Annotated in this window: 29 protein-coding genes; 13 read left to right on the top strand and 16 right to left on the bottom strand. The window is 34.0% G+C overall.

What is annotated here, in order from left to right; genetic code table 11:
* Positions 1–8: 8 nt before the first annotated feature.
* Positions 9–1,247 carry an NADP-dependent isocitrate dehydrogenase gene (locus YN1551_RS15225; RefSeq protein WP_012712697.1) on the bottom strand — a complete coding sequence of 413 codons (1,239 nt, stop codon included), beginning with the start codon at positions 1,245–1,247 and terminating at the stop codon, positions 9–11.
* Positions 1,248–1,465: 218 nt separating this feature from the next.
* On the opposite strand from YN1551_RS15225, the gene YN1551_RS15220 reads away from it, so the two are divergent.
* Positions 1,466–4,702, top strand: coding sequence for a S53 family peptidase (locus YN1551_RS15220; protein WP_012718266.1), 3,237 nt, complete (start codon positions 1,466–1,468; stop codon positions 4,700–4,702).
* On the opposite strand, the gene YN1551_RS15215 is transcribed toward YN1551_RS15220, so the two are convergent.
* The 4 genes from YN1551_RS15215 to YN1551_RS15200 form a co-directional block, all read right to left on the bottom strand.
* On the bottom strand, positions 4,695–5,039 hold the full coding sequence (locus tag YN1551_RS15215; protein ID WP_012712695.1) for a hypothetical protein: 345 nt from the start codon (positions 5,037–5,039) through the stop codon (positions 4,695–4,697). The genes YN1551_RS15220 and YN1551_RS15215 overlap by 8 nt on opposite strands.
* 32 nt (positions 5,040–5,071) lie before the next feature.
* On the bottom strand, positions 5,072–5,869 hold the full coding sequence (locus YN1551_RS15210; protein WP_012718265.1) for a hypothetical protein: 798 nt from the start codon (positions 5,867–5,869) through the stop codon (positions 5,072–5,074).
* Between the two features lie 32 nt (positions 5,870–5,901).
* Positions 5,902–6,969 (bottom strand): aspartate-semialdehyde dehydrogenase, encoded by a 1,068-nt coding sequence (gene asd / locus YN1551_RS15205; RefSeq protein ID WP_012718264.1) that lies wholly within the window; start codon positions 6,967–6,969, stop codon positions 5,902–5,904.
* Positions 6,970–7,686: 717 nt separating this feature from the next.
* Positions 7,687–8,418, bottom strand: coding sequence for a class I SAM-dependent methyltransferase (locus YN1551_RS15200; RefSeq protein ID WP_012718262.1), 732 nt, complete (start codon positions 8,416–8,418; stop codon positions 7,687–7,689).
* Between the two features lie 34 nt (positions 8,419–8,452).
* Here YN1551_RS15200 and YN1551_RS15195 point away from each other — a divergent pair, with 34 nt between their 5' ends.
* Complete coding sequence (locus tag YN1551_RS15195) at positions 8,453–9,007, top strand: hypothetical protein (protein WP_012716904.1); 555 nt, start codon at positions 8,453–8,455, stop codon at positions 9,005–9,007.
* Here YN1551_RS15195 and YN1551_RS15190 read toward each other — a convergent pair.
* The 6 genes from YN1551_RS15190 to YN1551_RS15165 form a co-directional block, all read right to left on the bottom strand.
* Entirely contained in the window at positions 9,004–9,903 is a 900-nt protein-coding gene (locus YN1551_RS15190) for a LysO family transporter (protein ID WP_012714705.1), read from the bottom strand. The two genes, YN1551_RS15195 and YN1551_RS15190, sit on opposite strands and share 4 nt — an antisense overlap.
* Before the next feature lie 11 nt (positions 9,904–9,914).
* Entirely contained in the window at positions 9,915–10,184 is a 270-nt protein-coding gene (locus YN1551_RS15185; RefSeq protein WP_012714704.1) for an ArsR/SmtB family transcription factor, read from the bottom strand.
* A gap of 211 nt (positions 10,185–10,395) precedes the next feature.
* Entirely contained in the window at positions 10,396–10,686 is a 291-nt protein-coding gene (locus tag YN1551_RS15180; protein WP_012714703.1) for a hypothetical protein, read from the bottom strand.
* A gap of 30 nt (positions 10,687–10,716) precedes the next feature.
* Positions 10,717–11,529, bottom strand: a complete 813-nt coding sequence (locus YN1551_RS15175; protein ID WP_012714702.1) for a nitrilase-related carbon-nitrogen hydrolase — start codon at positions 11,527–11,529, stop codon at positions 10,717–10,719.
* Positions 11,520–12,434 (bottom strand): NAD+ synthase, encoded by a 915-nt coding sequence (locus YN1551_RS15170; protein WP_012718260.1) that lies wholly within the window; start codon positions 12,432–12,434, stop codon positions 11,520–11,522. The genes YN1551_RS15175 and YN1551_RS15170 overlap by 10 nt, the downstream gene beginning before the upstream one ends.
* A gap of 8 nt (positions 12,435–12,442) precedes the next feature.
* Positions 12,443–12,970, bottom strand: a complete 528-nt coding sequence (locus YN1551_RS15165) for an NTPase (RefSeq protein ID WP_009992133.1) — start codon at positions 12,968–12,970, stop codon at positions 12,443–12,445.
* 383 nt (positions 12,971–13,353) lie between these two features.
* Here YN1551_RS15165 and YN1551_RS15160 point away from each other — a divergent pair, with 383 nt between their 5' ends.
* Entirely contained in the window at positions 13,354–14,541 is a 1,188-nt protein-coding gene (locus YN1551_RS15160) for a hypothetical protein (RefSeq protein ID WP_012718259.1), read from the top strand.
* On the top strand, positions 14,528–15,199 hold the full coding sequence (locus tag YN1551_RS15155) for a chlorite dismutase family protein (protein ID WP_009992137.1): 672 nt from the start codon (positions 14,528–14,530) through the stop codon (positions 15,197–15,199). Before YN1551_RS15160 ends, YN1551_RS15155 begins: the two co-directional genes overlap by 14 nt.
* 116 nt (positions 15,200–15,315) lie before the next feature.
* Here the strand turns inward: YN1551_RS15155 and YN1551_RS15150 are convergent, their stop codons facing one another.
* From YN1551_RS15150 to YN1551_RS15140, 3 genes are read right to left on the bottom strand one after another with little or no spacing between them, the layout of a single operon-like run.
* A complete protein-coding gene (locus tag YN1551_RS15150) occupies positions 15,316–15,537 on the bottom strand; it encodes a hypothetical protein (RefSeq protein WP_009992138.1) in 222 nt (73 codons plus the stop codon).
* 48 nt (positions 15,538–15,585) lie between these two features.
* On the bottom strand, positions 15,586–16,086 hold the full coding sequence (locus YN1551_RS15145) for an NUDIX hydrolase (protein WP_009992139.1): 501 nt from the start codon (positions 16,084–16,086) through the stop codon (positions 15,586–15,588).
* On the bottom strand, positions 16,083–16,688 hold the full coding sequence (locus YN1551_RS15140; protein ID WP_012718258.1) for a hypothetical protein: 606 nt from the start codon (positions 16,686–16,688) through the stop codon (positions 16,083–16,085). Before YN1551_RS15140 ends, YN1551_RS15145 begins: the two co-directional genes overlap by 4 nt.
* A gap of 55 nt (positions 16,689–16,743) precedes the next feature.
* On the opposite strand from YN1551_RS15140, the gene YN1551_RS15135 reads away from it, so the two are divergent.
* The 9 genes from YN1551_RS15135 to YN1551_RS15090 all read left to right on the top strand — a co-directional run bounded on the left by YN1551_RS15135 (position 16,744) and on the right by YN1551_RS15090 (position 24,319).
* Positions 16,744–16,959: a hypothetical protein gene (locus tag YN1551_RS15135; protein ID WP_009992143.1), complete on the top strand. Its 216-nt coding sequence runs from the start codon at positions 16,744–16,746 to the stop codon at positions 16,957–16,959.
* Between the two features lie 638 nt (positions 16,960–17,597).
* Positions 17,598–17,963: a ribbon-helix-helix domain-containing protein gene (locus YN1551_RS15125; protein WP_012712682.1), complete on the top strand. Its 366-nt coding sequence runs from the start codon at positions 17,598–17,600 to the stop codon at positions 17,961–17,963.
* The gene (locus YN1551_RS15120) at positions 17,939–18,313 is read left to right on the top strand and encodes a clan AA aspartic protease (protein ID WP_009992147.1); all 375 of its coding nucleotides are present in this window, start codon (positions 17,939–17,941) and stop codon (positions 18,311–18,313) included. The genes YN1551_RS15125 and YN1551_RS15120 overlap by 25 nt, the downstream gene beginning before the upstream one ends.
* A gap of 157 nt (positions 18,314–18,470) precedes the next feature.
* Entirely contained in the window at positions 18,471–18,890 is a 420-nt protein-coding gene (locus tag YN1551_RS15115; protein WP_009992148.1) for an HIT family protein, read from the top strand.
* 36 nt (positions 18,891–18,926) lie between these two features.
* Positions 18,927–21,929 (top strand): FAD-binding and (Fe-S)-binding domain-containing protein, encoded by a 3,003-nt coding sequence (locus tag YN1551_RS15110; protein ID WP_012718256.1) that lies wholly within the window; start codon positions 18,927–18,929, stop codon positions 21,927–21,929.
* Positions 21,930–22,013: 84 nt separating this feature from the next.
* Positions 22,014–22,781, top strand: a complete 768-nt coding sequence (locus YN1551_RS15105; protein ID WP_012714698.1) for a sugar nucleotide-binding protein — start codon at positions 22,014–22,016, stop codon at positions 22,779–22,781.
* Complete coding sequence (locus YN1551_RS15100) at positions 22,756–23,061, top strand: transcriptional regulator (RefSeq protein WP_012718255.1); 306 nt, start codon at positions 22,756–22,758, stop codon at positions 23,059–23,061. The genes YN1551_RS15105 and YN1551_RS15100 overlap by 26 nt, the downstream gene beginning before the upstream one ends.
* Before the next feature lie 11 nt (positions 23,062–23,072).
* On the top strand, positions 23,073–23,741 hold the full coding sequence (locus YN1551_RS15095) for an HAD family hydrolase (protein WP_012712677.1): 669 nt from the start codon (positions 23,073–23,075) through the stop codon (positions 23,739–23,741).
* Between the two features lie 107 nt (positions 23,742–23,848).
* Positions 23,849–24,319 (top strand): METTL5 family protein, encoded by a 471-nt coding sequence (locus YN1551_RS15090; protein ID WP_080513547.1) that lies wholly within the window; start codon positions 23,849–23,851, stop codon positions 24,317–24,319.
* Here the strand turns inward: YN1551_RS15090 and YN1551_RS15085 are convergent.
* The gene (locus tag YN1551_RS15085) at positions 24,281–24,982 is read right to left on the bottom strand and encodes a phosphoglycolate phosphatase (protein ID WP_012714696.1); all 702 of its coding nucleotides are present in this window, start codon (positions 24,980–24,982) and stop codon (positions 24,281–24,283) included. The two genes, YN1551_RS15090 and YN1551_RS15085, sit on opposite strands and share 39 nt — an antisense overlap.
* Positions 24,963–25,793, bottom strand: a complete 831-nt coding sequence (locus YN1551_RS15080) for a deoxyribonuclease IV (protein WP_012712675.1) — start codon at positions 25,791–25,793, stop codon at positions 24,963–24,965. The genes YN1551_RS15085 and YN1551_RS15080 overlap by 20 nt, the downstream gene beginning before the upstream one ends.
* Positions 25,794–25,800 lie beyond the last annotated feature (7 nt).

Raw genomic sequence — 25,800 nt, 5'->3', positions numbered from 1 at the left:
AAAAAAAATTAAGATAACATATCGATTATCGATATTAACTCATCAGTATATTCAGTTGTTGATAATGCTCTCACACCCATAAACCTGGCTAGATCTTGGGTAACCTTCTTTTGCTTTATGGACTCCATAATTGCAGAATCTATTAAGTCAGCTGCTTTATCCCATCCCATAAACCTTAACATTAACTCTCCACCTTTTATTATTCCCGTGGGATTTGCAACATTCTTACCAGCATATTTAGGTGCTGTACCGTGTATTGCCTCGAACATACCTCCAGTATCTCCTATATTTGCACCACCTAACATTCCAATGTTTCCTACCAATGCACCAGCTGCATCTGATATGTAATCCCCATTTACATTAGGTGCTAATATTATATCATATTCGTCTGGTCTGATAATTATCTGTTGGAACATATTATCAGCTATCCTATCATTTATTATAACCCTCCCAGAAGGAGGTACTCCATTATAGTTCTTTGTTACCTCTTCTTCAGTAACTACATAATCCCTAAATTCTTTTGTTGCAACTTCATATGACCATTCTCTAAACGCTCCTTCGGTATATTTCATCACATTACCTTTATGCATTATTGTAACTTTCTTTCGTTTATGGTCTATGGCGTACTTTATGGCCATTCTTGCAATTCTTTGTGTCTTAAATTTACTGATAAGCTTTATACCAATTCCAGTATCATCCTCCACTTCTACTCCCAACTCCTTTCTTAGAAAATCTCTAATCTTCTTCGCTTGTTCACTGTCATAAGGATACTCTATTCCTCTGTATAAATCATCAGTATTTTCCCTAAATATTATAAGGTCAATCTTATCTGCGTTCTTAATGGGGCTTTCTATACCTGGAATGTATTTTACTGGTCTTATATTTGCATAAAGATCCAACATTAATCTAATTGCCACATTGATGGATTTCCAACCTTTGCCTATTGGTGTTTCTAGTGGGCCCTTTAATAAGACCCTATATTTCTCTATTAATTCCTCTGACTCTTTAGGAAATCTATTTCCGGTTAGCTTTTCTGCCTTATCTCCTGCTAGAACTTCTACCCACTTAATTTCCCTATCAGATCCATAAGCTTTTTCTACTGCTTTGTTTATGACTTTCATTGCAGCATGTGTTATTTCCGGTCCTATTCCGTCTCCTTCAACATACAGAATTATTGGCTTTTTTGGTACAATCCATTTCCCATTTTCAAATTTAATTACTTCTCCATCTTCTGGTATCTTTTGCATCAAATTCTCACTCTACTATATAGAAATTTAAAATCATTGCTAACTTTTTTCAACACTAAAATGCGTTGTTTATTCTGTTCTTTAATTAAAAGTTTCTAAATTACCTTAAAAAGATATTTTTACGTGATCCTTGTTCCTCTTTAACCGGGGAGTTAAAAAGGGTTAGAAGGTTTGAAGTTTGGAAAAAACTATATACACTCAGAAACCAACTTACTTTAATGACATGGAGTATATTTTTAATGATTTTAGCCTTAAGTGGTGTCGTTTTACCATTGACTATGACCAATATAAATAACCAACCCATCTCCACATTATCTCCAAACTATTACTTAACGGTAGCTATAGTTTTTCCACCGAGTAATTTACCCCTTTTACAACAATACGTTCAAGAACATGTAATATTAAATCAGAGTCAATTGGAGAAACTTTTCGTTCCAACTCAGGAAATATCAAAGACCTTATCTCAGTTAAGGCAATCGAATATATCCACAACCAGTTATATGAACGTAATATTAGCTAGTGGTACTGTCTCCCAGTTAGAGAGAGCATTAAATGGAAAGTTCTACGTTTATGAGTTCAATGGGAAGAGATTCTATGAGTTTGCTGGCTCTCCAGTAATTTCTAACGCTATCGTAATAGGCACCAATATTACTTCGCTAATTCTAAATAAGCCTACAACATTTTATAACATTACACAAGCGGTTGCATATAACGCGTTAAGGCCTAGTCAATTACTCAATGCTTATAATATTAGCTGGTTATATGTCCATAATATAACTGGAAAAGGCACCGCTATAGGCATATTGGACTTCTACGGCGACCCCTACATACAGGAACAATTACAAGAATTTGACAAACAGTATAATATTTCTAATCCTCCATTCTTTAAAATCGTCCCTATAGGAGCTTATAATCCTAATGATGGTATCTCAACAGGTTGGGCAATGGAGATTTCTTTAGATGTTGAGTACGCTCATATTGTAGCTCCTGATGCCGGAATTGTTTTATATGTTGCCAATCCAAATGTTCCTCTTCCTGCAATTATAGCATATATAATTCAACAAGATGAGGTAAACGTATTATCGCAAAGTTTTGGTATACCCGAACTTTACGTAGATTTAGGTCTAATTCCTCTTTCATATGTCAATTCGTTAATGTATGAATATTGGCTAGGTGAGGTAGAGGGAATTACTTTCACTGCAGCATCTGGTGATGCGGGCGGAAATGGTTATAACTACTTCTTAGCTCCTCAAGGTTCCGTAATATTTCCAGCTTCTATACCTTATGTTTTAGCAGTGGGTGGTTCTTCTGTTTATATATCTGGGAATAAGACTATGGAGACAGCGTGGAGCGGTGAAAGCGTATTAGGAGCTTCTACTGGTGGATATAGTACATTGTTTCCATCTCCTTGGTACCAAGCCATTAGCGGTTTTAGATTAGTCCCAGATGTTGTAGCTGATGCTAACCCGTATACTGGTGCCTTTATCTTATATTACTACAACCAAACCTACCTAGTTGGAGGTACATCATTAGCTACACCAATAGTTAGCGGGATCATTGACTTAATGACTCAAGATTATGGTAAGCTAGGATTTGTAAATTCTTACCTTTATGAGCTAAGAAATACAAGCACACTAACACCTATAAGGTTCGGGTATAATACACCTTATTACGTTAACTCCTCTGAGCTTAATCCTGTAACTGGTTTAGGATCAATAAATGCTGGATATTTATATCAATTATTACCTAAAGTGATGCATTCACCTAATATTGTTGTTGCAGTTTATAATAGTACATATTTAGATGGGCAAGTCGTAAAAGTAGTTGCTAATATTACTGGAATAAAGCCTTCAAGTGTAATCGGAATGGTTTATAATGGGAGTTCTGTTGTTCAGCAGTTCTCATTGTCGTTTAATGGGACTTATTGGGTTGGTGAGTTTATTGCAGAAGGAAGTGGTATAGAAGAAGTAGTGGTAAAAGCGGGTAATTTAGATGGGTCTACTTATGTTACTATTGGTTATCAGGCTCGATTCGTTTTTCCGCCTATTGCGCTATTCCCAGAACCTGAATCCGTTCCTATAGTAGTTCAACTTATTTATCCTAATGGTTCTCTAGTGAAGAATCCTCCAAATCTTACAGCTATAATATACAAATATGACCAGATGGATAATAAAATGTCAATTGTTTCTAGTGTTCAATTGCAAAGAACTCCAGTGATAAACCTTTCCGTTTTAGGTATCCAAATAGAATTGGGTTATCTTACTGGGGTCTATCAGTTTCCAAGTAATATTGTAAGTGGAGTCTACTTTATTAAAATACCGAATGTGTTTGGTTTTGACGAATTTGTTAGTGGAATATATATTCTTGACGCAATCTATCCTCCAGTCTTTACAAACCCAGTTGTAGTCTCCCCTGGTCAAAACGTTACGATCCTTGCTGAAGCTTTAGCAATAGGATCTCCCAACGTTACGGTAAGTTTCTATAATATATCCGGTGATGAAGTTTACTCTAAACCCGTTAATGCAATTACTTATCAGAATACCTTAATATATATAACCCAAATTACCTTGCCAAAATTAAAGCCGGGATACTATTATGTTGCAACTAAGGCAATTTATAACACTTCTAACTTTACTGCAGAAGGCATAGGTGTGACTCAAATTTACATCGCACCTTACTCACTTAATGTTAAAGTTAGAATAATACCTAATACCAGTATTGCATATCAAAACCAACAGATTTACGTAATAGCTAATATTACTTATCCTAACGGTACAGAAGTCAAGTATGGCTCATTTTCCGCGATTATTCTTCCTTCTTATCTTTCTAGTCAGTTTGACAACTTACAACTACAATATAGTGTTCCTTTAACATACTTTAACGGCAGTTGGATTGGTCAATTACAAATCCCTAGTGGATCTTCTTCCAATTCCTTGGGCTATTCTACCTATGGTATATCTGGTTATTGGTATGTTTACGTGGAGGGGATATCCGCGGATGGAATTCCTACGAGTTTCCCTGCCACACTAAACATTAATACCTTATCCATAAATCCAATATCACCTTCCGGTCAATTCGTTGTCTTGCCATACGTTTATGTGCATGTATTCAATGGTACTATAGCCTTCAATGAGTTCATAGATAATGCTGTAATAGTTGGACATAATGCAACGTTTGTTAATAGTATAATACGTAATCTAATAGTTGACAATGGTTCGGTTACCTTAATCAATTCTAGGGCATTAAATGTAAGTTTAGTTAATTCTCAAATAATAAATATAAATAGCACTATAGGTAGTAACGTAAACTACATCACAACAATTGGTAATAATTTCGCTAAATCAAGGTATCCAAGTTTAGGCAATAATTCAATTTTGGTTATAGGTGTTGTGTTAGATATTATAACGATCTTTATTTTAATCCTAATAAGGGTAAGAAGAAAGAAATTCATTTAACTCCAGTTATCATTCCGGCCCATTGATTTTGATCATACATGAGATATTGAACATGAAGATAGATCTTTTTCCTTCCTGTCTTCGTCTTTAAGGTTATAGGATATATGAAATAGTAAACATCTCCTTCAGCCTCTATTTCAGCCTTTTCTGGAAATTCCACTGCATATTTGTACTGGTTTGCAATATCCTCTATTTTTACCGTTAATCTAGCTATGATATCCTTTATTGATTCTCCATAAATTGGCTCAAAGCTCAGTGCTTTTAATTCTTTCTTGAACGCAGTGATACTTTCACTGTATCTTCTCTTTTTCTGTTGTTCTTTTCCTCTTGTTGTCACGTATTATCTTTATGCCGAAATAGTATATAAACCTAAAAGTAATTAAGTGTAGTAATAATAAGTTGGAAAAGTTCTCTTACTTTTCGTTGGTATTCACTGCTTACTTCTTGTTCTTTTATTGCCTTACTTCCTTCTTCTTCAACTATTTTTATTGTATCTGAAATCATATTACTTATGAGAGTATAATCAAAATGAAGTGTTTTTGAGGCAGCTAAATAATATATATATGGTATAACATAGTCTACAAATTCATTTACTCTTTCAGATAACTGAAATGCCCTTACAGCGTTCTCTCTTTTGACGTTCTTAGCCCAAGGATATTTAACCTTTATTTCTTCCATTAATTTGCTATCATACGCAATATCATTAATTATTTCTGAATCACTAGCTTTCATCTCCTCTCTTCTTTTATTGGTTAAGTCATTTATGAATGGCGAAAAATCTACCTTAACAAAATCTAAACTCAAAGCCATGGGATAATCTGTAAAATTATTGGATAGAGAGTACTTTTTAATCTCTTCATATACGTACTCCACATTTTTCTCCAAAATATCATATTTGAATGGTCTATCAATTAATTTCGAAGACATCCCATAGATTGCTATTATATCTGCCCATATTAGGGCTTCAAACGCTTGGTTTAATTGAATATTTCTTATTAATACAAGTTTTTTACTTAAGTATTTTCTAGGCCATTCCCTAAGCTTATGAAGAATAGGAGGCTTTGTATAGTATAAACTTTCAAAGTAACCACCATCAAATAGTCTATAAACTTTTATCGCAGCTTCCCGATCAATTCCTAACTTCTCAGCAAATGTAATAAAATTCATAGAGTAGAATAAGAAAGGATAAGTAAAAAGAGTTACCTTTTATCAATATATCCTTTCTCGACTAAGAGTTCAGCTGCTAATATCCCTCCTCCAGCAGCCCCCCTTACAGTGTTGTGAACTACTGATACCAACCTAATAGTTCTCCTATTTATTTGGCTTAATCTTCCCACTACCACACTCATTCCAGGTGGATCCCCTGCCCACCTATCGAAATATACTTGAGGTCTCGCATCTTGATTAGTTAAAAGGATTGGTTTATCTGGGGCAGTTGGTAATTTTAATTTCTGCGGTTCTCCTCTGAACGAATCTAGGGTCTCTCTGATTTTTTCTACACTAACATCATCTCTAAAAGTGACGTAAATTACCTCATAGTGGCCATGAATTGTTGCTATTCTATGAGTTGTTGCACCTAATGACAGATCATTATCGTCATTCACCATCCTTTTCGTCTCACTTAAAATCCTACTAATCTCCTTAACCGTCTTATTATCGTAGTTGTCACCTAGAGGTAATACATTATCTACAACATCTAGCGAAGGTATTCCAGGGTAGCCAGCACCAGACAATGATTGAATAGTTGTTATCAAGCTACTATCTATTCTAAAGTTCATGTATATTGGTGCTAATGGAATTGCAGCTCCTTGGGCAGTGCATAATGGTGTAGTAACTATAAAACCCCTCCAATCGTGCCTTTCCCTTTGCTTATCAATAAGTGATATCGTGTGGGGGTTTATTTCAGGTATCAACAATGGTACGTCAGGATCAAATCTATGGTCTGGAGAATTACTAATTACTGGGAACCCGTGCTTTGCGAATTCCTCTTCAACTGGGCCAGCAGCACCTTGCGGTAAGGGTGAGAATATAATATCTACATCATCCATTAATTTCGGGTCAGTTGGTTTTACTTCCATGTCAGTTATTTCCTTTGGAACTTGACCTACAGTTTGCCATCTTACAACTTCTTCATACGGTTTACCTACCGAACCTTTTCCGGCCAGATATCCCACTTTGATATATGGATGATTCGCTAGCATTCTAACGTATTCTATTCCAACTAACCCTGTTGACCCTAAAATTGCTGCTTTAAGTGTTCTCCTCATTTTTACTCATATAAAATATAGAGTTACTGGAATATAAGCTTATTTTAAAAGTATAAGTTATAGGATTTTGGAGTCGATTATATAATAAAATGAATGTGAATCTAAAGCAATTAAATAATTTCGGTAATGAGTTCAAGGGATAGATTCCAAAATATTACGAAGTGATTTGAATATAATGCTTAAATTAGTAAGTAAATTAATAAAAATTAATGAAAGGCTTTATAGTGACTACAGATTAAATTGCAATTAAACCTCTAAGCTAATCTAACTTCTCCTTACTATGTGCTATCTCGCATTTTAAAGGGGCTCAAGAAGCTTGAGGGAAACTTCACAAGTTATCTTTTAAAAAGTTTTGAGGGATTCATCTTTGCCTTAAACTCTTTTTGTCTTATTTCTTTTAGAAATGTTGTATATGCCTTAAGATCATTTAGCATTTAACCGAAGTAAATTCAAGTAATGGGAAAGTTGCATATCTTCGGTTTTCCTTATTCATTTCCGAGATTTCATTATCCCTATTATCTGATGAAGATAACCTAAAGAGTTATTTTCATTATACGCATCTGATTTTTCCTGCCCTAAAGGTAAGGCTTTCAGTTGTAACCGTGTAGGTTAAGCGGAAACAAAAATACTTTGAATGGTTCCTGTAGTTAGTTGAAGATTTTGAAACAAGAAAGGGAATTGCAACTGAAATCTTAGTCTTTTAAGGAAGTAAGTTATCTAAGCTGGCGTAGCTATTATTGTCATTTCTGGATCCATTATGCTGAATTTCTTCCAAGAATATCCTGATAGCACTTCTACTGGCTGTAATCCAGCCTTTTTGAGTAGAGCTAAAATCTCATGAATACTATATAATCTTTGCTTGTAGGTTATCTCTCCTACTTCCTTGTCATTTATGTAATATTTTCTATATATCAACAACCTTGAAGTTTCTTGTTCAAAGTCCACTTTAGAGTAAACTAAATATGGTGGTATATAAGTGTAATATTCATTGGGTCTATTATATATTATATAATCTCTATTATCTAGGTTAATTACTAATATTTTCCTAGTGCTATTTCTCAACGATTCTAAAATTTTTAGGTCGTCTTCTTCAGAATAATATCCTAAACTATTATAGATATTTATCACAAGATCATATTTTTCGTTACCAATTATTTCCTTTATTTTCCTCATGTCTCCTACTATGAATTTTCCGTTTTGAATATTAGCTCTAGCCATCGATATCATTCTTTCTGAAATATCTATTCCAGTAACCTTATAACCCCTATTTGCGAGAAAATACGAAACTCTACCAATTCCACAAGGCACATCAAGAACCTTCTTTTCTAACTTGTACTTATTTACTACTTCATCTATCCAATTAGCCCACTTTTCTCCCTCGTCCCATACCTTTATCATCTCACGAACGTAAAAATCAGATTCAAATATCTTAATCCATTCATCACTCATAGGTTTTATAAAGTTAAAAGAGAGTTATTAATGTATGGTCTATCAATTAGCATTCATATTTCTTATATTATTAATTTCAATGCCCCTTTCTCCTCACCAATCCTTCTCTTATAACGTTCAAATAATTTATAATAATGCTTTATATTTATATACATACAATTATACTATATTATCGCTATCTCCTTTAACCTATAACTTTACAATCTATAATACTAATGGAAGCATAATTTATAATAAGGTCTTTACAATCTATAACTATTCCCTATTTCCTCCACGACTTCTCATAAATGGAAGCATAATTGAGAATTATACCTTGATTATGAACAAAACGGAAAATAATGTAAACATCACTATATATAAGGGATTTTTAAATCTTTACGGTAGTGAAATAAAATTAATCCTGACATATCATGACAATATACTTTATCAAGCTAATGGTACAGGTCAAAATGTACAAATATACATCTTTCAGACAAATTCTGAGAATGGATCACAATCTCCAACAATATATAGTTACTTACCATTGGTTGTACTTTTTATTGTAATAATCATTGCAGTACTCATCTTGATAAAAATAGGAAAGGTTTAGATTATTAGAGGTAAAATAATTGGTATTACGAGCGTTAGTATTACCCCTGTAATCATTGCGGATAGTGCATACTCTTTTCCCAGAACCTCTACATAAAGTGGAAGTGTAGTATCCATTGCTGTCGCACCTCCCACTGCAATTGCAGATCTAGGTTCAAATTTCAATTTGAGAAGAAAAGGTACTAAAACGTAAGTTAGTTGTTCCCTTAGGAAATTCACGAGAAAAGCTAAGGTACCTAAATATGGATCAGAGCTTACTGCTACCAGCGGCCCAACGTAAGTATACCATCCACTAGCCAGTGCAATAGCCAATGAAATTGTAAAGTTAGCTATATGTAACATGTACATAACTAAGGCTAGTATGATATCTCCAAGAATTGTTATAAATAATGAGATTAAGGAATCTTTACTGCTACTTAGAATTACTTTACGGCTAATATCCTTTCCCATGATATAGCCCAATACTGAGGCTAAAGCATATAACTCGTAATCTATCATGCTCACGATAACAGTACCGCTAACATGAAACAATAATCCAAGTATCCATCCTATTACAAACGGTAGCATGTATTTTATTATCGTCTGCCTATTACTGTTGCCGATAATTATCTTTTCTCTATTAGCTTTCATTAGTGATTTCGTAGTATTGAAATGTCTTATGGCTACTCCAGAAAAGTACGTAATAATTATTGATAATATGCCTAGTATTAGTGAACTTATAAGTAAACTAAATATTTGGTTACTCGTAATCTCTTCCCCTGCCCAATATGAGATTGTTGATATTAGAAGTATAACTACGATGTCTACGATTTTCTCAACTCCTTTTACATATTGTATTTTACCTATAACTAAAAATATTAGATATAGTACTATGAAAAATATTGAACTACTGTTCAAAGTTTTCTCAGTTATCTTTTTGCTATTTCCTCCTCTAAATACTTTTCAACTATTTTATAATTCTTTGACACTGCATAAAAACATTTTGTTTTATATCTATTAATGTTTACTAATCCAAATTTCTCTAAAATTTCTAAATGATATTTTACTGTAGAATAGTTCAATCCTAGTTTTTTAGACAATTCATAAGCTGTTTGGGGTTTATTTTTCAATTCATCTAATATCTTTTTCCTTGTATCCCATCCCTTGTTTTGGAAGATCTCGTCTAATCTTAGTAGCATATATTAAAAATTGAAGGGAGTGATAAAACCCTACGCCTTAGAACAAGTGTTCTAATCTCTTTTTACACCAGATAAAATGAATTTCGCTGTAAGTATGACGAGAGGAATTACAAAAAGTTCTGATAGGGTGAGGGATAATATTAGATTTAGTATAAGCAACGCCTTTATTAAACTGTTCATATGTAAAATAACGTGATAGTGGTTAATAAATTTAAAATTTAAAACTAAAATGCTTGGTAATACTTCTAATAAATAATAGAACTAATAATAGTATCATTGCTAATGTACCAAATGCATAAAAATCATTATGAAGACCTAACAGAAATAATATTAATAACGGTATTGGTATAAAAATTCTTGCAAAAGGATATCCATCTATGAACGCGCCTGCTAAGGCTGCGGGAATAAGTGCTACTGGATAGAAAATGGCTACAATGAGCAGAATTATAATTATGAGTAAGAGTAAGAGATTTAGATTAAATCTTTGAGAAATCATACCCAATAATGAATATCGTTTATACAGTTATAAAAGTTATAGCTTATCAAGAATTGAATGAAACTCCCTTATATGATCCCTATAACTGCTAAAGAACCTAGCCCTAAGCAACTCATTCTCAGTGATCTCCACAACTCCCCTATCTTCATAAAATAGATTTAGTTTAAGTTTTACATCACCTAATGGAGAAACCACTCTAGATCCTCCCCAAAAGTATTCCTCTTCTTGACTACCTACAACGTTTGTGAAAACAGTCCAAACAGTATTCATTAATGAGTGAGCCTTCAAAAGTGAATCCCAACTCTCCTCTATTGCCAAGTTTTCTCTTAGTTTTCGCATTGGTGATGCTGATGGTATAAAAATTGCGTCAGCTCCCATAAGCGATAGTGCCTCTATTGGCTCTGGATGCCACGCATCTTCACAAATTACTACACCAAATTTTAAGTCTCTATACTCGAAAATTTTCAAATCTTTAAGTGGGTCTCCTCTTTGGAAGTATCTTCTCTCCTCAAATAATCCATATGTTGGAAGATAAAACTTATATATGTAATCCATTTTCCCATTAATTATAACTGCCGCTGCGTTTCTTAATATTCCTTTCCTAACTTCCTTTATTGTTCCAAATACGGCACACTTGTTAACTTTCTCTGCTATTTTACGTGTAGCCTCCTCTGCATCCTTATATATCTCATATGTCAAATCTTTTATAATGTAACCAGTTAAGGAGAGTTCTGGAAAGATTACACAATCTGCAGTACTGGTCTCTATGATCTCTAAATGTTTCTTATAATTTCTATACACATCTCCGGGGTAAGATCTTATTTGAGCTAATTCCACTCTTATGCCCATCTTCTAGGAAACCTCCAATCCGAGTTTATGGCTCTTCCACTTAATCTGAATATCTCTGGAGGTAGCCTTTTGTGCTGAGAGATTTTAACTAGTCTATCAACTTTTTTAATAGTATCTATAGGAATTCCTAATATTTTCACTATTTCATCTTCACTTCTCATTTCATCGAATCTTAAGTATAATATTGAATCTATTGTTTCGTAATCAATTCCTAATTCACCTTCAGCGGTTTGTCCTTCCCATAAGGCTGGGGAGCTTGGTTTTGTGACTATCCTTTCCGGTAATCCCAAACATTTTCCTAGCATTCTAACCTGTGTCTTGTACAAATCACCTATTGGTAAAACATCAACACCTCCATCCCCATACTTTGTGAAGTATCCTAATAGTAGTTCGCTCTTGTCTCCAGTTCCTACCACCAAGTAATCTAACATTTGCGCATATGCGTAAAGTATTATCATCCTAACTCTAGCTTTTATGTTACCTATTACGTATTTGTTATTTGTTTCTATTTTATTTGAGAATAAGCTTACAATTTCGTCTATATTAATTAATTTGTACTTATTTTGTGCGTTGAGGAACTTTATCATTTCGAAGGAGTCTTCCAAATCTATCTTTGGCGTTGAAGAGGAAGGCATGAGAAGTATGAAGAAATTATCAGTAGCTTTAGCAAGAAGCGTTGCAGTTACCGCTGAATCCACTCCCCCGCTTACCCCTATTACTCCTCCTTTCTTATTGCTAAATTCAAGATACTCCCTTATCCTTTCCACAATATAGTTAGTAACAGCTTCACAATCTATTGTGAGTGATTTTCTGATATATTCATGCATTACCATTATGAGAATATTTGTTGAGCAAATATTTAACGTATAATACCATCTGAATGAAGAGAATTTAGAAAAGGCCATAGAAGAAGTTAATCTAGGCTACTTAATATGTAATTCAAAATCTCGTACTTTATCGAATCCCTATTTTCAACGGTAATTACGTAGATTCTTCCTCCCATGGGTTTTTGTGTCCTATGTAACACTGCAATCAAAGGTTTTTGATTATTTAGAATAGTCTCAATTAATTTCTTTATTGTAGGTATTTTTAACTCCATTGGCCCAATTTCGTCTATTGCTAAAACATCTGCCTTATTAATGTTAGACAATGTAATCTCAGTTATTCTTTTAGCACTATCTTCTAAAACTGTATATTTCCCTATTTTCACTCTTCCAGGCGCGTTTTCTTTAGCCAACCAGTCTCCTTCATTGGTAGTTATATCTACTATTCTAAAACCTATTCTTCTTCCATTCTCTCTCACCTCTGGGCAATAAAATCCAGCAACTTTGTAATTATTCTCACTTAATTTATTAATTAAAAAGAGTAATATTGTAGTTTTCCCAACACCGGGGTTACCAGTTATAAATACCCTTAAAGCATTCTTCGACTCTTCTAACATCGATTATATCAATGACTCTACTGATTTATCTTTATTTATCACTTATTTTAGATATTCGTAATCCAGATCAAGTTATAGCTGGCTAATGCCTTAAATTTAGATTTAAACGGATATATATGACACTCTTAATCCTATCACATAGAACTTATGCAGGAGACCTTTTAAGGTATGGAGAAGTTTTGAACTAAACATATCTCTATATGATGGGAGAACTGTTTTCGAATGATAACGTTATTATAATGAGGTTTGGAGTAAAACTTACCTAAGGAATAAGGAGAATTAGCTGGTGGTGGATGAACTATTGTTATTAGGCATGGAAAAGGTTTTTCTACCATAATCCTAATAAAAGTATCTGTATTAACAAATTTAAGTAGGATGGGATAGTGGGACTATTAGAAGTATACTCAAACCCTGAAAAACCAGAGATTCTATGCTCTCTAATTGACGACAAGGGTAATAGAAAGGAGATAATGTTAATAAAACTACAAGATAATGGCGTCCATATATATAAGACTGAGGAGCACTATATTTTACCACCAATTCCCCAAATAGATTCTCTCATTAAGGACGTAATAGAGGAAGTAGCGGAGGAATTAAAGGTAGATTCAATAGTTTACAATTACGGAAATATTGATACTAATTCAGAGACTCTACGATTAAGTAAAGAATGGTTTGATATGGAAAGATTAGCCTTAGCTTCTTCAAAACATGTAGCGTTATCTAGCGATGTCAATTCTAGAGTAATAGTGGGTGTTGTTAGATTTCCTAACAATGCTTACGCAGCCACTGTATTAAGGAGTGAAGATTCCTTTCCTATTCTTCAAATATTTATTGACATGTCGTATAATCCTCCGATAATTAAGAAATACAACGAGTTGGGCCAAGTTGTTGAATCGAGGAGAGAAAACATAGAGAACTTCGAAGACTACTTAAAGTCTTTGATAAACGAGGAGGAATATACTTTGATTTATAGGGAGTTTGTAGAATATAATCTATTACCAGCTGAAAATCCTATACAAAATGGTAAAACTATTTACGCGGGATGTATCTTCAAATACCTTATAGGGTTTAACGTAGGAAAGAAGCCTAGCTCGGTTAAAAAACACAAATTAGCCATATTGCTTAGGGCAATAATGTACTTGGATAGAATTTCCAATAATATTGGAGTAGATGTTATTATTGGCAATCCGTCTCCTATTTCTTACCTACCTTTATCTATAGATAAGTTGAAAAATAAGGTCGAAAGTAAAGTAACTAAGAAACATGGATTAAGTTCTATTCACTATAGCGGAGTTAGCTCTGATGTAGTAAAGGACGTCAATTTCACATCCAAGGATATATTAAGTATCATACCTATTGCTTTTATAATACTTGCTGATTCAAAGAAAAAATTTGAAGAGTATGTTGAAAGAATAATAAATGGTCCTACAGCGGATGGATTAGATTTACTTGACGAATATGTTAGACAGAATTTATCCAACAACTTCATAGCTTATTTGGCAAATTTGGAAGAAGTATTAATATTGTATAATGACATTATTCAAGACTTAGAGGATAATGAGCCAAAATAGTTTAGCATACTTTTATATTTCCTCGATAAAGCTTACAAATAGATGGTGGAGTAGTAGTAGAGAGGAAAGAAGAAGCGCAATAAATGAGATAGAATCTGTAGAATCACAGTTTAGGAATAATCTAATTTCACTAAAAAGATACATATCTCTTAGGAATGATAGTGATATTATTTATTGGGTAACTTCCTCCGATACATCGAAATTGTTAGAATTTAAATACACTTTACTTTCTAAAATAAGGGATTTAGGTTATGAATCACTATCCTTGTTTTCCGTATATAGGTCGTCTCCATATACAAGAGGAAATTTTGACATTAATAAGGTCCTCTCATTAGAGCCTTTAAGGTATTTTGTAGCATATCCCATGAAAAAAGACGTAGAATGGTATCTTCTACCTTTTGAAGAAAGGGAAAAAATCATGAAAGAACATATTGAAACTGCTCGAACTCATCCAAAGAACAAGGGAATTAGATCATATACTACTTACTCTTTTGGAGTAGGTGATTATGAGTTCGTCGTAGTTTATGAGATTCCAGAAATAGAGAATTGGGTTGAAGTGGTAGAGGCTCTTAGAGAAGTCAAGGCAAGAAAATGGATAACAAAAGAAGAACCAATACTAGTTGGAGAGCTAAGGGGCTTAGATCTATTTTTAATTTAAAATGTTAGTATCTCGTATCCTTCGTTAGCCATTCTTACTAAACATTCACACCTCTACTTATCTCGTCTACATATACTAGACTATCCTTGCTCACATTATAATTTTTCCATAGCCATTTAACATTTGAAAACTTTAACTGAGTTTTTCTTAAGAGGCTCGGCACTCTTTTTAACTATCTCCGACAACCTATTCTCAATATCGAGTATAGTTATACTTGAGACTAAAAATACGATTTTCACATCCTCTGCCTCATTCATCTTTAATCCATTTGCCACGTTAATTGCAGTATTTACGTTCAATTCATACTGAGATCTCACATCGATTGGGAACCTTGTCATAACATTCTGTAATATTACACAATTTTAGATTTTTCTACGCTTCTCTTTTTATTCTAAGAGCTCCTTTAATGTAAATATTCCTATTATCGTTTTTGCGTCTTCTATTTTCCTTTCTCTTATCATTTTTATTGCCTCCTCTATACTTAGTCTAATAGGTTCTATGATTTCATATGGTTCCGGTTTAGCTCCGACGTATCTAAGATCTTCAGCCAAGTATAATCTCATATACTCTGTAGTTATGCCAGGGGAAGCGTAGAAACTTATTATTTCTTTCATTTTCCCAGCTTCATATCCTATTTCCTCAATTAATTCTCTATTTGCAGTATTTAATGGATCTTCTCCTTCCTCAATCGTTCCTGCTGGTAACTCATATATCCATTTATCTATTACAGGCCTAAATTGCCTTATCAATATAATTTCATTGTTTATCTTAGGTATTATTACGACAGAACCCCTATGCTTCACGAACTCTAATTCCCTTTCATATCCGTTAGGCAATTTCACCTTATCTATGTGCACTTCAAATTTTTTACCACTAAAAATCTTCATAAATTAATTTTTAATTTTTCTCTTAAGAATTTTTCTCCCCTCCTCAGAATTTCTTCCCAATCTAATTTGAATAACAGAATTCCCAGTAAAATGAATACTATAATAGAAATTATAGAAAGTTCAAATTCGTTTATGCTAAATATTGAGGCTATTAAAGAAATTCCAGTAAGTTCTATACTTATCTCAATTCCACTTTTTAGTGTCTTACCTATTATTGAAATCAGTATCATTCTAAAAACTGAAAGCCTAGCTACTCCTCCCGCGAGAAATATGTAGTCGTCTAATGGTAAAAATGGTAATATGGTCAATATGAATAGAGCTGCATAAAATCCGTAACTCTTGCTAATCTTCTCTATAAGCAGAATATTCTTATTGTCTTTTAGAGGTTTTCTTATGGCTATTCCCAATGCGTACATTACTAACTTAGATAAGGATGCACCAAGCCCGCTTAATACTACAGCCAAGATTAGCGACAAAGGTGATACTCCACTCTTTATTAATATTGACGTAGTTATCAGGGTGTAAGGAGCTCCAAAGAATGGAGTTGCATTTGTTATGAACGAGATAACGAATATTACTATTAGTTCTTGGGCCGTTAACATTACTCTATAGGATAGCGTTATTACTTTTAAACATTATGCAAGGAAGTTTGTAAATATGAAAGTTTGGTTGCAAACTGATAAGGTTTCAGGTAAGATCGTAGCAATTAGAATCGATGGTAAGATGACGTATAGATATAATCCAGAATACATACCCTATGGAGTTAAAAATATAACAATAGAAATAAACGATTTTACCCCTATAAAGGGTGATCATATAATAGAATTGATAACTGAAAAAGGCGATTATATTAAAGCCAAGTTTAGTATCTGACTAGTTTTAATTTTACAAAAAGCCTCAAGATAAATTCGAAATATATCTATTTGCTTTTTTAACGCTTTGAAGTCTACTTGATGTATCAAGAGGCCCTACAAGCTTCACCTCTAACAGAGCTGGGGGAATTGAGAATCTATGGGTGTCAATCATGTACCCCTATATATTCCTTGTGGTCATAACACCTTGTTTTTCTTGCATAATATTAACTATGTTCAGCCCCTAGAGTAGTTTGGGTACAACCTCCTACTCGGTGTTTGATCCTCTCTTGTTTTCTAGAGGTTTTACAGCTAGCCTCTTGAATGGGGTTTTATCCCCTCGGAGTGCCTGGGCTTATGTTAATATTTCTCTTATTTGCTTATTTCCTTTTCTCTTATAATACTTGGTTTTATTCGTTCTCTAGTTTCGCGTTGATTCCCCGTGGAAGTGAGTTCTCCCTCTCCTTGGAGTCTGAGTTGAATAATTACCTTAATATAGATATATTCTTATTTACTTTTAAAATTCTGTTTATCCTTATGTCAAGTTATTATATAGATAGTGAGTTTTAATCTATCGAGAAGGGACGAGGCTTATCGTTCTTTTTGTCAGACTCATGTATTAAAGATAAACTTTATTATATTTCTTACCAAGTTAAACATATGGCAACAAAGGTGCTGATAAAGAATATGGACGAGCAGCTTTATAGGATGTTAAAAGCTAGAGCTGCACTATTAGGGATAAGTGTCTCTGAAGCAATACAGCAGGCTATTTCTTTGTGGCTCAACGTTACCGAAGGAATAGGTGATTATAATTACATCGTACTTAAGACTAATCCTGAAGCAATAAATGCATATAATGAAGGAAAGTATGTTTTAGCTTGTGACGGAGAATATATAGGTGCATTTGATAGTGAAAAGGAGGCAGTTGAAAAGGGGAAGGGGCACAAGAAATGTATGATAGGTAGTAAGAATTACGATAAGCAAGAGATAGGAGATTGGGGATGGTCTTCGATTGCTTTAGAATAAATGATAAACCTACTTTACCGGTTACCGTAATAGATCCTTATAATGGGGATTTCATGGAAGTTAGAGCATTAATTGACACTGGATTTTCCGGTTATCTTTTAATCCCTCCTTCTGTTTACAATAAAGTAAATTCCCTTGAGCTAGAGAATCCAAGAGTTTACGCAACGCTTAACGGAATTGTTAAAACTAGAGTTGCTAAGGCTATTATAAAGATTGGTAAAATTAAACTTGACACTCTTATTGAAAGTCCTATTCTTGGTAGGGAAATTTCGCTTTTAGGAAGAGAATTACAAAAAATATTACACATAGAGTTTAAGAAAGGAAAAGAAGTCTGCATAGAAGACCCTTGATAATAAGCTTAAAAGCAGTGATGTTTCATAATTTGACTTCCCTACACAAAACTTAATATTAAAAATGGAATCTTCATGAATGAAGAAATCCAGTTGAATAGCAAAGGGATTTTTTGTAACTAAACTTATAATTTTGTAGTAATGAGGGTCAATACAGATGTGTATCTTTTGCAACATTGTTGAAGGAAGGGATCATGGGTATATCGTGTATAGTAACGATAGAGTAGTCGCATTTCTGGATAAATTTCCTATTACACCTGGACATACTTTGGTAGTACCTAGAACACATTATGAGAATTTTTTAGAGATTTCTGAAGACGTCATACCATATTTATGTACAGCTGTAAGAAAGATTTCAATTGCAGTAAAGAAAGCTTTGAAGGCTGATGGTATAAGAATATTAACCAATATTGGAAAGAGTGCAGGGCAAGTGGTATTTCACTCTCATTTTCATATAGTTCCAACATGGTCCCAAGATCCAGATATAATGAAAGATTTCGTACCAAGAAAAGAACAGTCAAGGGAATATTACGAGTACGTACAAAAAGCAATAATAGAAACTTTAAAGAATATATAAATGCTAGAATAATATATAACATTTAAGGGTAGTAATATGGGTTTGGAAGAGGAGTTGAAAAGTTTACTAGGGGATAGTTTTCATGATGAATTAGTAGAGAGACTATCTCATTCAGTGGATTTCGGTTTCGTTCCAGAACTAGTGTGGTCTGGAATAAAGATTAACATTGTCCCAGACTACGTTGCTTATCCTAGGTCGGTGGAAGATATTATTAACGTAGTTAGATTAGGACTCAAATATAAAATACCAATAGTCCCTTATGGCAGAGGTACAAATAGATATGGTAACGCAATACCAGCAGATGGTGGAATATTACTTGACTTTTCAAAGATGACCAACGTAACTATAGATGAATCGAATAAGATGGCAATAGTTGAGCCCGGTGCTACCTGGAAGCTTGTTGATATCTATGCTCAGCAGAAGGGACTGCAATTAAGGACCTTCCCATCTTCATACGATTCCACTGTGGGAGGAGGGATAGCTGGAGACGCTTTAGGAATAGGTTCATATGAATATGGTTTTATTTCAGACAATGTAAGCTTCGTTGAAATGGTAAATCCAAAAGGGGACTTAGTTAGACTAGAGGGCAAGGATTTAGCGTTAGTATGTGGAGCGGAAGGTACTACCGGGATAATAGCTAAAGCTGGGTTAAAGCTTAGGAATTTCTCTCCAACTGAAGCTATGATTATATCCTTCGATAATTTGGATCAGATGATGCATGCAGTGGGAGAGTTTTATAGGGAAGTAATTCCAGCTTGGCACGTTCAAGTTAGGGGTCCATATATTTCCACATATATGGCTGAGAAGTATAAGGCACCATTCGAACCTCAAAAATGGAATATGGTAATACTATACCCATCTCCTAGATCACCTCTAGTCGAACCGAAAATCTATAAGATCGCTCAATCTTATGGCGGCAAAGTTTTTGAAGGAGAATGGACTGGTTGGTGGTCATTTAATCATGGCGTTGCAGCAGCATTAAGAACACAAGGGCTACTGATACATCAACATGGCCTAATACATTATACTAAGCTTTTAGATTTATTAAAGAATCTAGAAAAGTCTATAGGCAAATTAGGTGAGCTATCCCCTGATGGTGGATTTGATGTAGATATAGCTTTAGAGAGAAGGGAGGTCCTTTTAGTTAATGCATTTACTCAAATTTCAGTAAGTCCAGTTGATAAGAAGATATTGTATGATTTAGCTAAGAACACATTAATGATGGACGAATTCGTAAAAGTTAATGGTTCCCTTTTATCAATAGGTATCTTTGCTCACAAATATGCTAAAAATAGATTAAGCAGTATGGGGAAAACATTTAGTGATCTAGGAGTCGATAGATATGAAGTTATAAGGAAGTATAAGGAAGAGACTGATCCGAATGAAATTTTTAATCCCGGCAAGCTTTTTGATCCTAAGAATAGGGCTAAGGCTATTCTAGAAATTCCAAGAAGGCAGCAGGAGGCCTTAAACTTTAGGTTTGCGATTGGCTTTGTTAAAAGATTGTCTCCCGGTGGCGAGGTTGAGGGTTTCAAGCATGTGAGAAGGTATTTGGAAGATTTCGCTGATTATAGCCTTATGTGTATAGATTGCTCAATGTGTGTTACTGTTTGCCCACAATATAGGCTAATTCCCCAATGGCCTTATGCTCCAAAGGGTATGTTTGATTTCGTTAGGGGTGCAATAGCTTATTACGAATTAAACGGTTCCATTGACATACCGGATAGTGTAATAGCTGAGATTTCAGGCTGTCATAAATGTGGTCTTTGTGATGGAGTATGTCCAGCACGAATTCCAATTTCAACACTATTGATCAAATTGAACAGTCTAGTTGCTAAGAAATTACCAGAGGAACCAACAGTAGAACTATCCATCTTTTCTGATCCAGAGTTGGCCTCAGTAAATGATCCAAATAGTCAATTCGTGTTATGGGTTGGCAAGAATGCTGTAAGTAATCCTGCAGTAGCCATCACTGCGTTAAAAATACTTAAAAAGATGGGATTAAAAGTTAAAGTAGTAGGCACATCAGCAGATAGTGGATTTCTAGATTATATAAGTGGAAATGGGAATAGATTCTTAGAAAAAATGAAACAAAATTTAGATACAGTTAACAACTCATTAGAAATAATTACTATTACTCCTGAAGATTACAGAACATTCTCCACAGCATATAAGGACTACTCTAAATTGGCTGGAGCAGAAGTATTTTTCGAAGTAGTGCCATTAGAGCTTAGGCTATTAAAGTCTATTGTTATTGACGGAAGTAATGAGAATATAAACTTGCATGTAGCTTGTTTCTCCTCTGAGTATTCAGATGAGGTAATTAAAAGATTAAGCGAAAAGGGATTTAGAGTTAAGAAGATTGAAGGTTGTTCTGGTGCAATCCTAGAAAAGAGTTTAGGGAAGAGAGCTGACTTAATGGCTAGAGCTATAGGAGAAAGATATGGAAAAGTAGTTACACTATGTCCATTAGCTGCTGCTAAGTTCAGAAGTGTAGGAATAAATGCTGTAACACTAATAGAATTCTTAGCAGAAAAATTAGGAATACAAAGTGCACAATATCGAGTAGTTTCTTTCCAACTAGATGAGAATAGTAAAGAATACATAAAGAAAGAGCTAATTGCGAGTATACTATCATCTCTTAATTCTCAAGTCAACCTAATAGCTGATACAGCATCATTTTCCACTTCTGGTGTTGACGAGTATAAGAAGATTATTGAACCTATTATAGTTCAAGTAGTGGATAATATAGGCAAAACTATCGCATCTAAACTATCTGGTAGTATAAGGCAAAAATCCTCTGAGTCTTCAATAGATAAAGCAATCGTACTAGCGGAGTATGTAAAAGAAATATCCAATACATTATCAACTATTGAATTAGATAAAGTTATGCAACCCTTTACTTCGTTATTGAAAAGTAGGGTCACAGAAGAATATGATGAGAACGTAGTGATATCCGCAATCATACAGTTACTAAGGGATAATACTGAAAAATTAAAAACTATAATTGTGACTGAGATAAGCAAAACCTTGGGTTAGATTTGCCTTTTTTTAAAATAATCCTGACCAACACTATATAATCATCGAAACTTTTTTAATTCTAGATCAGAGAGGATATAGATATTGAAAATTGCAGTTACAGATGAAGGAGAGATTGCTAAAGCCTTTGCCAGATTTCTTGGTAGTAATAGTAATGAGATTACAATAGTGGATAGTCCTTCTAAGGTTATAAGAGAAAAACCAGATGTGATATTGCACACCTTTGAAATACCAATTTTTGAAAGTAACATGAATCCCCCCTTAGCTTGGTCATTTAACACGTGGTATGCTATTAACATAGCTAGAGCTGGTTCTAAGGTAGGAAGCGTAAATGTATTTCTTTCTTCTTTTCTAATTTATGATGGAAAGAGAGGTTTTTACAAAGAGCATAATACTCCTAATCCATTGAATTACTATGGATTAACCAAACTAGTTGGAGAAAGTAGTATTATCACTTTAGGTAATTACTTGGTTTTAAGAGTTGGAGCGTTATTTTCACTATCATATAGGGGTTTTCTATTTCCATTTATTAAAGCTTCTACAAGGGGAAAAATCTTGAAATGTAATAAAAACTTTTATATATCTATTATTGATTTGAATACGCTAGCTAAGGTAAGTAAATTACTTATTAATAAAGAGGCTAGGGGTGTAATAAACGTAGGAAGTAACAGAGTATCTCTTTTTGAAATATGTAGTTATCTTTCAGATATCTTTGGAAATGAAGTTATTGAAATTGATAATCAACAGAGGGATTTTTCTCTAGATGATTGGCTACTGAGAGCATATAATATTAAAATTGACGCAAAAGAGAGTATATTGAGCTTAATTGAATACAGACTTCTTAACAACTAGGGAAAAAATATTTTTCTTGTTATCTTATTTAGATGAACCGTTGAGTGCTAGGGAGATAATGAGAAGACTAGATATTAGGAAGGAAAAAGAGATTTACGATCATATAGAGCATTTGGCAAGGTCGAGCAAAAGGAAAGGTTATACGCTTATAATAATACCGGCTAGGTGCAAGAGTTGCGGCTACACATTCAACTCTGAGAAAATAAAAAGGCCTAGTAGATGCCCAGTTTGCAAGTCTGAGAAAATTGAAATGCCAAAATTTTTAATTAGGAACAAGTAAAGCGAATATATATGAAGGCAATATTTGTAGACTTAGGAGAGACGCTAGTACACTTTAAGCCTAGGTACCACGAAAATATTGCATATGCCCTTAAGGAAATTGGGTATAATGTTGACGAAAAGAGAGTTTTCAAGGCAGTTGCGAAGATTCTAGGAAAACATCACTATCCTAGCCCAGAATACGGAGGTCTTTCAGCTTTTGATTTTAGGGAACTGTTTTATGAACTTAATATATATCCTGATCAAGAATCAATAGCTAGATTAAATAGCAAAAACTTGTTATCTGGGGAATATGAACTCTATGACGATTCAATTACGTTCCTAGAGGAAGCCAAACAACTCGGATTTAAAGTTGTTTTAGTTAGTAACGCAACCAGAAATATCTATAAAATAGTAGAAGATCTGGGTATTAAGAAGTACTTTGATGGTATAGTAGCATCATGTGATTTGAACGTTATGAAACCTCACCCAAAGATTTTCTCCTACGCCATGGAAATCGCTAAAAGTGATGGTATTCATATAGGCGACATTTACGAAATAGACGTAATTGGTGCGAAAAGAGCAGGTCTTGAGGCAATACTTTTAGATAGATTAGGGTTCTATCCTGAAATAAAGGAAAATAGGGTGAATAATTTATTGGAAGCTCTAGAATTAGTAAAAGAGAGATTGAAAAATTCCTAGAAAAATATTCAAAACCACATCCAAATCCGAAGTACGAACTAGAACAGTATGTAACACCTTCACCAATAGTTGCTCAAATAGTTTGGCACGCATATATATCTGGGCATATAAGCAATAAGAAGGTAGTTGATTTAGGTTGTGGAACTGGCGTTTTCTGCTTTGCGGCTTCACTTTTAGGTGCTTATTGCACTTGTGTGGAGATTGATCTAGAATCATTAGAGACTGCAAGAAATATCAAAAGCGAATTAAACTTAGACATAGAGCTGTTAAATGCTGATATAATCCAATTTTACGGTAGATTTGATACTGTAATTCAAAATCCTCCATTTGGAGTAGTAAATAGAGGAATAGATATTAAGTTTTTACAAACAGCTTTTAGTATTTCCAATGTAGTCTACTCTATACATAAGTCTAATGAAAGATCGAGGCAAATTATAATCAAAATAGCTAAAGAGCACGGATTTTCTGCTGAAATATTGTCTGAGAGGTACAGATTAAAACCATATTATCCTTGGCACATGAAAAGAATTCATGAGTTCTTAGTGGATATCTACTTCTTTTCCAAAATTCCCAGATAATATCTTATCTAAAATCTCCACTACTCCTAAACCATTAGGTTTTTCAGTCACTATATCAGCAATTTCCTTTATTTGAGGTATTGCATTTGCAACTGCTACTTTAATGTCAGCAATTCTAAATAACGCATAATCGTTTTCACTATCTCCTACAGCTATTATCTTTCCCTTAAATCCAGTTAATTCCTTAAACTTCAAAACTCCTACACCCTTGTCCACACCTTTAGGTAGAATCATAGCATCGTTTCTATTCACCTCTATTCTTCCATACTTTTCTATATCCCTTAGCATATCTAATTTAGATCCATAACCATCAATATATATTATAACTCTACCTATAGAATACTTAGCTTTAAGATTATCTAATATTTCAATTATCTTCTCCCTATCTCTTTCAAACCAACTCTTTTCACAAAGCACAAACTCTTTATTATCGAAAAATATCAACGAACCATTCTCCAGTATCCACGCAGTAGGTCTTAAACCAACAGCCAACTTGTCCATAAATTTCTTTTCCCTACCACTCACTACAACAAACTTATACTTTTTTGAAAATTCATTTATCTTTTGTACAACAATGGGGGATATTACAAAATTACTCTCTTCATTGGCTAATGTCCTATCATAATCCGAAGCTACTAGTATTTCATTCCAGTCTATATCCAAGTCTCTCCAATACCTCCTTCATTTTTAACGCATCTCTTTCCAATTCTGGACTTTCACATATCAATGTTATCGAAATATCCCTTTTAAGCAATTCCTTAGCTAATGGTTCAAACGGTGGGGCGTTAGCATCTATGGGAATATGCTCATCCACATATTTTCCTTTCCTAGAAACTAGAGATTCGAAGTGAGAATTTATATGAGTCAAACCTAATTCCTTAATTAGCCTATCGATAATCTTCCCATAATCTATTTCCCCACCTTGCCTAGCAAAAGTATGAGCCCAATCTATGTAGGGTATTACGCCCTTTAGCTCTTTAGATATCGAGATGACTTCATCTAAAGTCCCAAAAGCAGTTTCCTTAGCCATAGTTTCAACACCAAACTTAACGTTCTTTATACCCATTTCCTTAGCCTTATCTATTACCTCTGCTAATCCTTCCTTAACGTTTTGATAACATTCTTCTGGGCTCATTTTACCGTAGAATGCAATATGAATAGCTATAGCATCAGCTCCCATTAACTCAGCCCTGTCAGCTGTATCTAAAATTCTCTGCTTCGAAGCATCAATTTTGTCTTTTTCCTCGGAACACAAATTGATGAAATATGGAGCGTGAACCGATAACCTAACTCCCAATTCCTTAGCAACTTGTCCAGTTTCCTCTGCAGTTTCCCTGCTCATTCTTACACCTTGCACGAACTCAACTTCCATAGCGTTTAAGCCTAACTCTTTAACAGTCCTTATACCCTCAATCGTATTCTTCTTTTTAGAGGAGTGCGGAATTCCCGCAGGACCTAAGTAAATCTTTACCATTAATTTA

The organism is Sulfolobus islandicus Y.N.15.51, assembly GCF_000022485.1.
Taxonomy (GTDB): Archaea; Thermoproteota; Thermoprotei_A; order Sulfolobales; family Sulfolobaceae; genus Saccharolobus; species Saccharolobus islandicus.
The sequence above is the reverse complement of the archived record's forward strand: the minus strand, read 5'-3'. Positions and strand labels throughout refer to the sequence as shown.